Annotated in this window: 10 protein-coding genes; 7 read left to right on the top strand and 3 right to left on the bottom strand. The window is 73.2% G+C overall.

What is annotated here, in order from left to right:
• Positions 1-31 precede the first annotated feature (31 nt).
• The 3 genes from BJ982_RS35325 to BJ982_RS35315 all read right to left on the bottom strand — a co-directional run bounded on the left by BJ982_RS35325 (position 32) and on the right by BJ982_RS35315 (position 4,354).
• A complete protein-coding gene (locus BJ982_RS35325) occupies positions 32-1,561 on the bottom strand; it encodes a nickel/cobalt transporter (RefSeq protein WP_203958866.1) in 1,530 nt (509 codons plus the stop codon).
• Entirely contained in the window at positions 1,558-2,871 is a 1,314-nt protein-coding gene (locus BJ982_RS35320) for a tetratricopeptide repeat protein (protein ID WP_184887374.1), read from the bottom strand. The genes BJ982_RS35325 and BJ982_RS35320 overlap by 4 nt, the downstream gene beginning before the upstream one ends.
• A gap of 91 nt (positions 2,872-2,962) precedes the next feature.
• Positions 2,963-4,354, bottom strand: coding sequence for a DUF4331 domain-containing protein (locus BJ982_RS35315; RefSeq protein WP_184887372.1), 1,392 nt, complete (start codon positions 4,352-4,354; stop codon positions 2,963-2,965).
• Positions 4,355-4,812: 458 nt separating this feature from the next.
• On the opposite strand from BJ982_RS35315, the gene BJ982_RS35310 reads away from it, so the two are divergent.
• From BJ982_RS35310 to BJ982_RS35280, 7 genes are all read left to right on the top strand, one after another.
• The gene (locus BJ982_RS35310; RefSeq protein WP_184887370.1) at positions 4,813-5,694 is read left to right on the top strand and encodes a MurR/RpiR family transcriptional regulator; all 882 of its coding nucleotides are present in this window, start codon (positions 4,813-4,815) and stop codon (positions 5,692-5,694) included.
• Between the two features lie 55 nt (positions 5,695-5,749).
• Entirely contained in the window at positions 5,750-6,448 is a 699-nt protein-coding gene (locus BJ982_RS35305; protein ID WP_184887368.1) for an SDR family oxidoreductase, read from the top strand.
• 62 nt (positions 6,449-6,510) lie between these two features.
• Positions 6,511-7,860, top strand: a complete 1,350-nt coding sequence (locus tag BJ982_RS35300) for a formimidoylglutamate deiminase (protein WP_184887366.1) — start codon at positions 6,511-6,513, stop codon at positions 7,858-7,860.
• Positions 7,861-8,118: 258 nt separating this feature from the next.
• Positions 8,119-9,054, top strand: a complete 936-nt coding sequence (locus BJ982_RS35295; protein WP_239122740.1) for a sigma-70 family RNA polymerase sigma factor — start codon at positions 8,119-8,121, stop codon at positions 9,052-9,054.
• A 345-nt stretch (positions 9,055-9,399) separates the two neighbouring features.
• On the top strand, positions 9,400-10,725 hold the full coding sequence (locus BJ982_RS35290; RefSeq protein WP_184887362.1) for an ammonium transporter: 1,326 nt from the start codon (positions 9,400-9,402) through the stop codon (positions 10,723-10,725).
• Positions 10,722-11,060 (top strand): P-II family nitrogen regulator, encoded by a 339-nt coding sequence (locus tag BJ982_RS35285; RefSeq protein WP_184887360.1) that lies wholly within the window; start codon positions 10,722-10,724, stop codon positions 11,058-11,060. Before BJ982_RS35290 ends, BJ982_RS35285 begins: the two co-directional genes overlap by 4 nt.
• 7 nt (positions 11,061-11,067) lie before the next feature.
• Entirely contained in the window at positions 11,068-13,407 is a 2,340-nt protein-coding gene (locus BJ982_RS35280; RefSeq protein WP_184889800.1) for a [protein-PII] uridylyltransferase, read from the top strand.
• Positions 13,408-13,507: the final 100 nt, after the last annotated feature.

Here is a 13,507-nt window from a genome sequence, read left to right as displayed (position 1 = left end):
AGCGACGATCTTAGGGCCCCGCCCCGCACCCTCAGACCGCGCCGGCGAAGCCGCGTACGGCGAGGCCGGCGCCCAGGACGACGACCATCGTGGCCGTGCCCACGGGGGTTAGGCGCGCCAGGCGCGCGGCGAGCCCGCGGCGGGCGGTCGCCAGGCGGTTCAGGCGGGACGAGAGCTTGACCAGCAGGAATCCGACGGCGGTGAGCGTCGCGGCCATGCCCAGACCGTAGGCGGCGACCAGCGCGACGCCGAACCAGGTGCGGCCGAGCGCCATCGCGCCGAGCAGCACGATCAGCGCCGACGGGCTCGGCACCAGCCCACCCGCCACCCCCAACCCGATCAGCCCGGAACGGTCCCCGCCGCCGTGCCCGTGCCCATGGCCGTGCCCATGCCCATGTCCATGTCCGAACCCGTGTCCGAACCCGTGTCCATGGCCGTGTCCATGGCCGTGTCCATGGCCGTGTCCATGCCCATGGCCGTGGCCGGACCCGTCGGTGCGGCGGGTCCGGATGGCGGACCAGAGGAGGCGGAGGCCGAGGGCGGCGATGAGGAGGCCGCCGGCGACGCCGAGCCAGGCCAGGATCGAGTCTCCGGCCAGGCTGGAGAACGTGCTGACCAGCAGGCCCACCACCAGCACCCCCGCGGTGTGCGTGGCCGTCACGGTCGCGCCGACGACCAGGGCGTCGCGCGGCCGGCCACGCCGCCCGGCCAGGTAGGCGGCCATGACCGTCTTGCCGTGCCCGGGGATCAGCGCGTGCCCGGCGCCGAGGACCACCGCCAGCAGCACGGCGAGCAGTCCGAGCGGCACCGTCAACGCGGAGGCGCCGACGAGGCCGGTGAAGATCCGGTCGAGCCCGGCGAGCAGATCCCCGAACGGGCCGCCGATCCCGAGCGTCGCCGAGGCGTCGAACCGGGGTGCGCCGGGCCCGGTCTCCGAGTCGCCCGGCCCGGGAGCGGCGTCCCGGGAACGATCAGGTGAGGCGACGGCGTTCGACGGTGCCACGCGCAGGGTGACCGCGCGCTGGTCGAGGGCGCCCGACAGCAGGTCCCGCGGGTAGGCGCGCAACTCGCGGCTGACGCTCTCGGCGGGGACAGGTGGACGGTCGAGCCGTACGCCGTCGGCGGCGGCGGTGATCTCGCGCCAGCCGATGCGGTCGCCGAGGAAGGAGTCGGTGAAGGACACCGACGCGGCGGCGCGCGCCGGCGCCCACAGGGAACAGGTCAACCGGCTGGTCTCCAGCCCGCCCTGACCGGGTTCGTAGGCGAACGCGGCCCGGCCGACCCGCCACGGGACCGCCGTGCCGTCCACGACCAGGCGCTGATCCCCGGCGAGCGCCGCGCACGTGGTCGCGGCGTGGGCGGCGCGTTCAGCGGGGGAGGCGTCCCCGGACCCGTCGGCGTCCACGGACGCCCGGGCCTGCAGCGTCGGCAGCTCGGCGTAGTCCACGACGGCCGTGTTCTCGACCCGGCCGGGCAGCACCTTCAGCCCGTCGTAGTGGTTGACGGTGAAGTTGCCCAGGGGATGGGCCGCCACCACGGCGGCCAGAACGATCGCGATCACGAGAACCTCGCCAGGGCGGGCAGGGTGGGGTCGAAGCGGGCATTGCAGGCCTTGGACCGGGAGAACGAGGGGGACGGGTTCCGGCCGAGGGCCTGTTCGATCACGCCGCGGTGGTGGAGGAGCAGCGCGTTGCACCAGCCGGTGGAGGTGGCCTCGCGCGCGTACCGGAGGGCCTCGCGGGAGCGGCCGTCCTTGTGCAGCGCCCAGGCGAGCGCGTCGGCGGCCGCGAGGTTGGGGTTGCGCGCGTACTCGGCCCTGGCGTGCCGTACGGCCACGGCGGCGGAGCCGTGGTCGGCCTCGAACTCCGCCCAGGTGAGGTCGTCGCGGACGCCGTTCACGCGCATCAGCTCACGCTGGGCGCGCAGCAGCTCCCACGCGGCGGCGGGACTCCTGCCGAGCCGCTCCAGCACCTCGCCGTACTCGACGACGTGCTGGGGGAGGGGAAGCCGGGCGACCACGGCGGCGTACCCGGAGGCCGCGCGCTCCAGGTCGCCGCGCGACGCCGCGACCCGCGCCCGCCCGGCCATGGCGGGCACGAACCCGGGGTAGGCCCGCAGCGCCCGCGCGTACATCGCGTCCGCGCGGCGCAGGTCGCCGCCGCGCAGGGCGAGCTCGCCCAGGTAGTGCTGGCAGTAGGCGATGTCCTCGGGGGCGGATGCGTCGTGCAGGGCGGCCTCCAGCAGCGCGCCCGCCCGCCGCGCGTCGCCGCGCAGCTCGGCGTCGTAGGAGGCGCGGGTGAAGGAGGCGACGCCGGGCCGCAGGTCCATCATGCGGGCGACGGCCCGCGAGGCCCGCGCGTAGTCGCCGAGCTGGGTGCGGGCGTCGGCCAGCACGCCGTAGGCGGCGGCGCCGTACGGGTTGGCGGCGACGGCCCGGTCCGCCAGCCGCACGGCCTCGGCGAACTCGTGCCGGCCCGCCGCGAGCGCGGCCCGGCCGGTGAGGACGGCGAAGTCGTCCGGGGCGAGGGACGCCGCGCGCCGCAGCGCGGCCTCGGCCTGGGCGTAGGAGGACGGGTCGGCGGTGACCCTGGCCTGCTGGACGTAGGCGGCGCCGAGGGACGCCCACGCCTGGTGGTCCCTGGGCAGCCGGGTGAGCCGGTCCCGCAGGCCGGACACCGTGCGGGCGAGCCCGGCGGACGTGACGGGCGTGTCGCCGTAGGACGGGGCGACGGGGACGGGCGCGGCGGCGCCGCGCGGGCCGGAGGGCGGGAGCAGGGTCGCCGCCGCCGTGACCGCGAGGGCGGCGCCCACGGCGCCCGCGGTCACGACGGCCGCCGTCCGCACCCGGCCGCGAAGGCGGGTGGTGGCCATGGTGGTCTCTCCTGAATGGTTCCCGAAGGGATGGACCGGTGCGGACCGCCGGTTCTCGCCCGAGGCGGGGGAGGAACCGGCGGCCCGGGGTTCACCGCTGGTTGACCGCCACCGAGCTCGGCAGCGGGATGTACGGGAACGTCGCCAGGAACGGTTTGTCGTTGGCGTCCACCTTGTCGCCCGCGGCGAGGGCGGGGACGAGCTTGCCCGTGCGCGCGGCCCCTTCGACGGCCTGCAGCGAGATGTCCAGGACGTCGTCGCCGAGTCGGCGGCCGTTGGGGAAGCCCTGGAGGTCCCCCGCCAGGACGCCGAGCCGGTTGGGGGTACGCGTGGGCGGGATCGCCAGGTTGAGGCGCAGCATCTCGGACGGCCGGAACTTCTTGGGGTCGGCGTCCTTGTTGAGGATCTGCGAGTTGAGGTCGGCCTTGATCGGGCCGTTGGCCTTGGCGATGCCGGTCAGGTAGATCTCGGCCAGGTCGTCGCGCGGCGTCTTCGGCGCGGGGATCTTGTAGATGCCCTCGATGAGCTTGGGCAGCTCGGGGTCGGTGACGCGCTTGACGACGGCGGGGATGCCCGCGTCCTTGTCGGGGCTGATCGCGTTGAAGGTGTCCTTCAGCCCGGCGGGCACGACGACCTCGTTGACCAGCGGGTTGCCGAGCCGCGACACCTGGCGGTAGCCCTTCGGGCTCCACTTCTCGGTGGTGGACCAGACACCGATTACGGGGTTGCGCGTGGCGTCGTTCTTCAGCGCGACCTCGTTCTTGGGCACCTGGATGGCGATGGTGTGGACGTTGTAGCCCTTGGTGGTGTCCTGCCCCACCTCCGACAGGTCGCCGCCGTAGAGGAGGTCGAAGACGCGCAGGTCGAGGAAGAACGCCTCGTCGGCCTGCCCGGCGAACGAGACGCCGCCGCCCGGCAGCTTGCGGAGGGACTGCTCGCGCAGCCGGGCGTAGTCGGGCATCGAGGCGGCGCCGGCGTGGCTCGGCGCGACGACGCCGTCCTTGACGACGGTCGTCCAGCCGTCCTTGGCGGTGAACTTCTTGAGCGTGTAGCGCTGGCGGAACAGCAGGTTCGGGTCGTCGATCGAGGTGACGGGGCCGTTGTTGTAGAGGAAGGTGGAGGTGCCGCGCTTGTCCTCGTCGCGGAACGTCCACTGGTAGGTGACGTCCGGCATGCCGTTGCCGTTGTTGTCGATCTTGATGTTGTAGCGGGACCGGGTGTCGAAGGTGTAGAAGTTCGGCCCGCCCGCGGGTTCCTCGAAGGGGATCCAGTTGGCGATGAGCGTGACGGTGCCGGGTTTGTCGGGGCTGGTGAAGGCGTAGACGTCGGTGTTGTCGTTGCGCGGGTCCCCGGCGATCAGGGGCGCCTCGCGGTGCGAGGACGCGTCGCCGGTGTCCGGGGCGAGCAGGGTGACCGAGGAGGCGGCCAGTGCTCCCGCGAGCCCCAGGGCGATCAGGACACGCCGGTGTCTCCGGAGTTCCATGTCGTCACGGTCCTTTCGGCAGCCGGTCGATATGACCGGGAGCTTGCGATGGGGAGAGGTCCGGCCGGGATCCTCATCCCGCTATCCGGGGCCGCAGGGGCATCGGATTGGTGGGAAAGGAAAGTGCCGACGGGTTTTCGCGCGGGAGACGCGTGGTGAAGCGCTCCCGGCCGAGGTCGCGTCGCCGGAATGGCGGAATATTCACGGCGGCCGGCCGCCGTGAATAGGACGTCGCAGAGATCGTGCGCCGCACCCGAGGGTGCCGGGTACGCTTCGGATGTTCGGGATGAATGCCGCCATTCACACCGGCCGGTGATCGGGGGGGCACGGGGAAGAAACGGGGATGACGAACGGCCTCGGCGGCGTTGAGGAACCCGGACGCCGATCGCGGAGGGCGACCGCGGGACGTCGTTCGAGGAGTCGATCACGGGGTTGCTGCCCCGGGGGCTGGAGGGCACGTGGCGGAGGGGCTCGAACGGCTGGTGCGGGGAAGGCGGCTGTCCCCGGTCCAACGGCGCATCGCGCACTATCTGAGCGAGCACCTGCCGGACGCGGCCTTCCTGTCGAGCGTCGAGCTCGCCGAGCGCGCGGGGGTGAGCCAGCCGTCGGTGACCCGGTTCGCCATGGCCCTCGGCTTCGCCGGATATCCCGAGTTCCGCCACGCGCTGCGTCCCCTCGTCGTGGCCGGCGACGGCCCGCCGGAGAACGGCCAGGCCCCCCGGGAGGCCGACGCGGGCGCGGCCCGGCTCCTGCGCGAGGTCATCGACGGCGAGATCCGCAACCTGACGGCGGTCCGCGACCGCCTGGCCGCGGGGCACGGCCCGAACGCCGACGGCCTGGCGTACCGGATCGAGGAGCTCGGCACCTCTTTCGCCGCCTGCGAGCCGCTGCCGGTCCTCGGCCTGCGCGTGTCCTCCGGCCTCGTGACGACGTTCGCCTACTACGCGCGGCGCATCCACCCCGACGTCCGGCCGCTCGTACACGGCGGCTCCGAGCTCACCGACGGCCTGCACGCCGCCCGCCGCGCGGGTTCGGAGTGGCTGCTCGCCGTGATGCTGCCCCGCTACCCGTCGGAGGCCGTGCACGCCCTGCAGTACGCCGCCAAGCTGGGCTTCCGCACCGCCGTGATCGCCGACCGGCCGGACGTGCCGTTCCCCGCCGACGTCGTGCTGCCCGCGCCGGTGCGCGAGCGCGTGGTGTGCGACTCGCACGCGGCGCCGCTGGCCGTCGCCATGCTGCTGCTGGAGGCGATGGCCGAGGCGGCGCCGTTGCGCACCCGGGCGCGCCTTGAGGAGTACGCCCGCATGACCGACGAGACGAACGCGTTCCTCGGTCCCTGAGAACTCCGCGGGTCAGCCCGCGAGCCGCCGCGGCGAGGGCTCTAGGCTGGCGCGCATGGACGAACGACCTGTCGCGCTGGTCACCGGAGGTTCGCGCGGGCTCGGGGCCGCGATCGCCCGTGCCCTGGCGCCCACGCACGCGTTGATCCTCGGAGGACGCGAGAGCACGGCGCTGCGCGCGGTGTGCGATGAGCTGGGGGCTCGCCCCTGGGCGGTGGAGCTCACCGACGACCGGGCGGTGGCCGAGGCCGTGGAGGGCATCGACCGGCTGGACGTGCTGGTGCACAGCGCGGGCGTGGCCAGGCTCGGGCGGATCGCCGACGCGCCCCCGCGGCAGTGGCGGGAGTCGTTCGAGGTGAACGTCACGGCCGTGGCCGGGCTGACCCGGTTGCTGCTGCCCGCGCTGCGCGCCGCGCGCGGCCACGTCGTGCTGATCAACTCCGGGGCCGGCCTGCGGGCCAACGCGGGCTGGGGGGCGTACGCCGCCTCCAAGTTCGCGCTGCGCGCCTTCGCCGACGTGCTCCGCCTGGAGGAGGAGGAGAACGGCCTGCGCGTCACCACCGTCTTCCCCGGGCGCATCGCCACCGACATGCAGCGCGGCGTGCGCGAGCACGAGGGCGGCGCGTTCGAGCCCGAGCGCTACCTGGCGCCCGCGTCGGTGGCCGGCCAGGTGCTCGCGGCGGTGACCGCGCCCGCCGACGCGCACGTCACCGAGGTGGTGATCCGCCCGGCGTCCGCTCCGGGTCCCCGATGATGTGAGGAAAAATCAGGCTATATATGGACATGCCTTGACTTAACCCCTGAGACATTGAGGGGGTGTCCGACGTCACCTATTGGTGCGAGCTGGCCTGGCTGCACCCCGGTGAGACCGTCGAGGGCGTGCTCGTCCGGGTCGAGGGCGGCAGGTTCGCCGATGTGACGCCCGGCGTCGCCGTGCCTCCGAAGGGGGCGATCCGGCTGGCCGGGCTGACGCTGCCCGGCCTGGCGAACGCCCACTCCCACGTCTTCCACCGGGCCCTGCGCGGCCGGGCGCAGTCCGGCGCGGTGAGCTTCGCGGGCTGGCGCTCGCGCATGTACGCCGTCGCCGCCCGCCTCGACCCCGACTCCTACCTGGCCCTCGCCCGCGCCACCTTCGCTGAGATGGCGCTCGCGGGCATCACCGGCGTCGGCGAGTTCCACTACCTCCACCACGGCGAGGGCGGCCGGCCGTACGCCGACCCGAACGCGATGGGGCACGCGCTGATCGAGGGCGCCAGGGACGCGGGCGTCCGCATCACGCTGCTCGACGCCTGCTACCTCACCGCCGGCATCGGCGCGCCGCTGGACGGCACCCAGCTCCGCTTCGGCGACGGCGACGCGCACCGCTGGGCGCGGCGCGTCGACGACCTGGCCGGGCAGTACTCCGGGGCCGACGACGTCGTGATCGGCGCCGCCGTCCACTCGGTGCGCGCCTGCCCGCCCGAGCAGATGCCCGTGGTCGCCGACTTCGGCCGCCGCAGGGCCGCGCCGCTGCACACCCAGGTCTCCGAGCGGCGCACCGAGAACGAGCACTGCGTGAGCACCTACTGCGCGACGCCCGTGCAGGTCCTGTACGAGCACGGCGTGCTCGGCCCGAGGACGACGGCCGTGCACGCCACCCACCTCAGCGACGTGGACGTGGCCCTGCTCGGCGGGTCGGCCACCCACGTGTGCCTGTGCCCGACCACCGAGCGCGACCTCGCCGACGGCGTCGGCCCCGGGCGCAGGCTGCGCGACGCGGGCTCGCCGGTCACGGTCGGCACCGACAGCAACGCCGTCATCGACCTGCTGGAGGAGGCCAGGGCCGTCGAACTGGACGAGCGCCTGGTCACCGGCAGGCGCGGCGCCTGGACGGCCGACGAGCTGCTGGAGGCGGCCACGATGGTCGGGCAGTCCTCGCTCGGGCGCCCCGACGCGGGCTTCATCGTGCCCGGCGCCCGCGCGGACCTGGTGTCGGTGCGGCTGGACTCCGTCCGCACCGCGGGAGACGGCATCGCCTCGGCCGTGGACCGCGTCGTCTTCGGCGCCACGGCCTCCGACGTCCACTCCGTCGTGTCCGGCGGCAGGCGCGTGGTCGTCGAGGGCGGGCACGTGCTCGGGGACGTCGGCACGCTGCTCGCCGACGCCATCGCCGCCGTCCGCGACTGAGCATTCTGCGCGACTTAATCAGCGCTTTCGTCCCTGTTCAGCGGGGGGATAGTGGCCCGATTGACGGGGCGACTCATCCCTGAGGAGGACGTTGGAAACCATTCTCCGGTCGTATCCCATTAGGGAATCTTTGCCGTGGACTGGTCGTTGATTGAGCAAGACGAGGGGGAGAGGACGCCGCGCGGCGATCTGCCGGGGGCGGACTCCGATCCGCACATACGGCGGGCGTGGCGAGACGAGGTGGCCATCGTAATGGCGATGCCGACGGGGAATCGGTCGCAGGAGCAGCAGGGCGCCGAGAGAGATCTGCTCGGCACCTACCTGGCCGAGATCGGGCGAGTGCCGCTTCTCAGCGCGGAGCAGGAGGTCGAGCTCGCCAAGCGCATCGAGGCCGGCCTGTTCGCCGAGCAGCTTCTGGACAGCGGGCTGCCCGAGCCGAAGGCGTCCGACGCCACCGACGAGGAGCTGGAGCGGCTCGCGGTGTCGGGCCAGCGCGCCAAGGACGAGTTCATCCAGGCCAACCTGCGGCTGGTCGTCGCCGTCGCCCGCAAGTACTCCGGGCGGGGCATGCCGCTCATCGACCTGGTCCAGGAGGGGAACCTGGGCCTGGTCAGGGCCGTGGAGAAGTTCGACTACCGCAGGGGCTACAAGTTCTCCACCTACGCCACGTGGTGGATCCGCCAGTCCGTGGGCCGCGCGATCCATGAGCAGGCGAGGCCCGTGCGCCTGCCGACCCACGCGGGCGAGCAGATGACCCGGCTGATGCGCGTGCGGCGTGACATGATGGCCGAGATGGACGCCGAGCCCACCGACGCCGACCTCGCCACCATCCTCGACCTGCCCATCGAGCGGGTTCGCGAGCTGCGCCGCTGGGCCTCCGACCCGGTGTCGCTGCAGCTCGGCGTGGGCGACGAGGACGAGACCGAGCTCGGCGACATGATCGCCGACGAGACCTGGGCCGACCCCGAGCAGCAGGCCCTTGACACGCTGGAGCGCGAGCGCCTGGAGGACTGGCTGCTCGGGCTGGAGGGCCAGACCCGCGAGATGCTGCGCTGGCGCTACGGCCTGGTGGACGGCCGTGAGCACACGCTGACCGAGGTCGGCGAGAAGTACGGCATCGGCCGCGACCGCGCGCGCCGCATCGAGCGCGACGCCCTGGCCCGCCTGCGGAAGCTGGCCGCCACGGCGGCGTAGCCGCGTCCGGCCGGCCTCAACCCCATATCTCCTTCTCGGCGACCGCCCTCGCGGGCGGTCGCCGTGTTCCCACAGGTCATGGCCCTGATACGGCCCTCCTGTGGGTTCGGCGTGCCCGGCGGTCCCGGTTTTCGGTCCTACTCATACTGAGTGACCATCCATCCGAAACATGGCCGAAACACCGTGTCCGCGAGTTTCACGTACGTGAAACACGCCGGGTCGAGACCTGAAACGGCGGAAGAACACGCTTTCGCCTACGTCAGTGCGCAGCCGGTCAATGCAGCCCTGAAGCGCCCACTGTCGGAGAAATCGGCCCCACGCCATTTGTAAGGAGGGTCGCGTCGAATGGAGATCGATAGCGGCACCACAGCCTGGATGATCGCGGCCACCGCACTGGTGCTGCTCATGACGCCGGGCCTCGCGTTCTTCTACGGCGGTATGACCAGGGCCAAGAGCGTCCTGAACATGATGATGATGTCCTTCGCCAGCATCGTCACGGTGACCATCGCCTGGGTCCTGTACGGCTACTCGCTCGCCTTCACCTCCGGTGGGGACGGGATCCTGAACAAGTTCGTCGGCGGCCTCGACGCGATCGGCCTGAACGGCGTGTTCGGCTCGGTGTACGAGGGCCTGCTCAAGGAGCCCACCGACAACATGCCGAGCCTGGTGTTCTCGGCCTTCCAGCTCACCTTCGCCATCATCACCGTCGCCCTGATCAGCGGCGCCATCGCCGACCGCGCCAAGTTCGGCGCCTGGGTCGTGTTCTCGGTCGTCTGGGCGACGGTCGTCTACTTCCCCGTCGCGCACTGGGTGTGGGGCGGCGGCTGGCTCGGCCAGCTCGGCATCGAGGACTTCGCGGGCGGCACGGTCGTCCACGTCAACGCCGGCGCGGCGGGCCTGGCCCTCGCGCTCGTGCTCGGCAAGCGCAGCGGCTGGCGCAAGGACCCCATGCGCCCGCACAACCTCACGCTGGTGCTGCTCGGCGTCGGTTTGCTGTGGTTCGGCTGGTTCGGCTTCAACGCCGGCTCCGAGCTCGCGGTCGACCAGACCACCGGCCTGGCCTTCATGAACACCCAGGTGGCGACCGCCGTCGCGGCCGGGGCCTGGATCGTGGTCGAGAAGCTGCGTGACGGGCACTCCACCACGCTCGGCGTCGCCTCCGGCGCGGTGGCGGGCCTGGTCGCCATCACCCCGGCCTGCGGCTTCGTCGACCCCTGGGCCGCCATGGTCATCGGCGCCATCGCCGGAGCCGTCTGCGCCTACGCCGTCGGCCTGAAGTACCGGCTCGGCTTCGACGACTCCCTCGACGTGGTCGGCGTCCACCTGGTCGGCGGCGCGATCGGCGCGATCTCGCTCGGCTTCTTCGCCGCCTACCCGTTCATCGAGCCGCAGGCCAAGGGCCTGTTCTACGGCGGTGACCTCACGCAGCTCCTGCGCCAGATCGCCGGTCCCGTCGTCGTCGGCGTCTACTCCTTCGCCCTCGCCTGGATCATCGGGAAGGTCATCGACAAGACCATGGGCTTCCGGATCACCCAGGAGGACGAGGTCACCGGCATCGACATCACCACACACGCCGAGACCGGCTACGACCTCGGCTCCGTTCACGCCTCCGGCGTCGCCGCCTCCGTGAACGGCCCTGTCCCCGCGGCGGCGAAGAAGGTGCAGGCATGAGACTCATCACGGCGGTGATCAAGCCGTTCAAGCTCGACGACGTCAAGGCGGCGCTGGAGCAGTTCGGCGTCAAGGGCATGACGGTCAGCGAGGCCAGCGGATACGGCCGCCAGCGCGGCCACACCGAGGTGTACCGCGGCGCCGAGTACCAGGTCGACCTGGTGCCCAAGGTGCGGGTGGAGGTCCTGGCCGAGGAGGAGGACGCCGACGACGTCATCGACGTCATCGTCAAGGCGGCCCAGACCGGCAAGATCGGCGACGGCAAGGTCTGGTCCGTCCCGGTGGACACCGTCGTACGGGTCCGCACCGGGGAGCACGGGCCGGAGGCCCTCTGACCGGATGATGAGAGGCGACGCTCGTTCGTACGCCGCGGCCCGCAAGGAGCGGGCCGCGGACGTCGACCGCTGGCTGACCGGCCTGTTCCGCACGGCGTGCCCCGCGCCGTACGGCAAGGACGGCAGGGACAATAAAGAAGGTAAGGACGGCGGGACCGGGGGAGCCAGGAGCGGGCTCTCCGCCGTCGGCGCGCCGGGCGGCTGCCCGTCCTACGCGGGCACGGGGCTGGCGCTGGTCGCGGTCGGCAGCCTGGGGCGCGGCGACCTCGCCCCCGGCAGCGACCTGGACCTGGTGCTCCTGCACAGCGGCCAGGACGAGGTCGCCCGCGTCGCCGACCGCCTCTGGTACCCGATCTGGGACTCCGGGCTCGGCCTCGACCACTCCGTCCGCACCGTCGACGAAGCCGTCCAGGTCGCGCGCGAGGACCTCAAGGCGGTGCTCGGCCTGATCCAGGCCCGGCACGTCGCCGGGGACCCGGAGCTGACCAGGGCGGCCCGCGAGGCCGTGCTCGCCGGCTGGCGCTCCGACGCCCGGCGACGGCTCGCCGAGCTGCGCGAGGCCGCGGACAAGCGCGCCGAGTCCTCCGGCGAGCTGGCCTTCCTGCTGGAACCCGACCTCAGGGACTCCCGCGGCGGCCTGCGCGACGTCCAGGCGATGCAGGCCGTGGCCGCCGCCTGGGTCGCCTCCGCGCCGGGCCATCGGGCCCGTGAGGCCCACGAGCTCCTGCTGGACGTCCGGCACGCGCTCCACCTCGTCACCGCGCGCGGCGCCGACCGGCTGGTGCTCCAGGAACAGGACGCCGTCGCCGCGGCGCTCGGCCTGCTGGACGCCGAGGCGCTGATGCGCCGCCTGGCCGAGGCCGGCCGCACGGTCGCGCACGCCCTCGACTCCACCTGGCGCACCGTGGACCGGCTGCTGACCGGCCCCGCGCCCCGGGGGCGCCGTCCGCTGGCCGACGGCGTGGTGGAGCACGGCGGCGAGGTCGTGCTCGCCCGCGGCGTGACCCCCAGGACCGACCCGGTCCTCGTGCTCAGGGTCGCGGCCGCCGCCGCGGAGTCCGGCCTCCCCATGGCCCCCGCCACGGTCGCGCTGCTGGCCGCCCAGTCGCCCCCGATGCCCGTTCCCTGGCCGGCCGAGGCCCGTGACGCGCTGGTGGCGCTGCTGGGCGCCGGTCGCGCGGCCGTCCCGGTGTGGGAGGAACTGGACCAGGCGGGCGTCATCGTGCGGCTCATCCCCGACTGGGAGCGGGTGCGGCACCGCCCGCAGCGCAACCCGGTCCACCGCTTCACCGTCGACCGCCACCTGATCGAGACGGCGGCGGGCGCGGCGTCGTTCACCCGTGAGGTGTCCCGGCCGGACCTGCTGCTCATCGCCGCCCTGCTGCACGATGTCGGCAAGGGCTGGCCGGGCGACCATTCCACGACCGGCGAGGTCGTCGCCAGGGACATCGGCGCGCGCATGGGCCTGCCGCCCGCCGACGTCGGGGTGCTGGCCACCGTCGTGCGCCACCACCTGCTGCTGCCGGAGACGGCCACCCGCCGCGACCTGGACGATCCCGTCACGATCTCGCGGGTCGCCGAGGCGGTCGGCACGCGCGAGGTCCTGGAGCTGCTGTCCGCGCTCGCCGTGGCCGACGGCAACGCCACCGGGCCGGCCGCGTGGAACGCGTGGAAGGCGTCGCTGGTCTCCGACCTGGTCCGCAGGGTGCGCTCGGTGCTGTCGGGCAGCCCGCCCGCGCCCGCTCCGGCCCTGTCGCCGCGCCAGGCGTCCCTGGCCCGGCACGGCGGCGGCGCGGTGCGGGTCCACGGCGGCGCGGTGACCGTGGTGGCGCCGGACCGGCCGGGGCTGCTGTGGAGCGCGGCGGGGGTGCTGGCGGCGCACCGCATGGTCGTGCGGGCCGCGTCGGCGGCCTCGGCGGCCTCCACGGCCGTCATCGAATTTTCGGTGTCGCCGGAGTACGGCGCGCCGCCGGACCCGGCGACGCTGGAGGCCGATCTGCGCCTGGTGCTCGCCGGGCGGCTGGACATCGAACAGCGTCTGGCGCGACGCAGCAGGTCAATGAGGCCGGCTCGCGTTCCGGTCGCACCGCCGCGCGTCAACCTGGTGGATGACGCGTCTCTAACTGCGACTGTCGTAGAGGTCCGTGCTCATGATCGTCCGGGCCTTTTGTGGCGAATCGGGCGGGCTTTCGGTGAATGCAACCTTGACGTGCGCGCCGCGCGCGTAGAGACTCTCGGCGCGGAGGCTGTTGACGTCTTCTACGTGGTCGACCGGTCGGGGCGGCCGCTGACCGACGCCGCACAGCGCGCGCAGGTTCGCGGGCAGGTGCTCGCGGCTCTGCGCTGACGGTGTGTGCGCAGGTCGGGGGGGTTCGAGGTCACTTCAGGATTCATAACAATTGCGTGCAGTGTGATGGGTTCTGGCTACGGCATTGGCGACCTTGTGG

Origin of the sequence: Sphaerisporangium siamense, from assembly GCF_014205275.1 — a bacterium.
In the GTDB taxonomy this organism is placed as follows: domain Bacteria; phylum Actinomycetota; class Actinomycetes; order Streptosporangiales; family Streptosporangiaceae; genus Sphaerisporangium; species Sphaerisporangium siamense.
The sequence above is the reverse complement of the archived record's forward strand: the minus strand, read 5'-3'. Positions and strand labels throughout refer to the sequence as shown.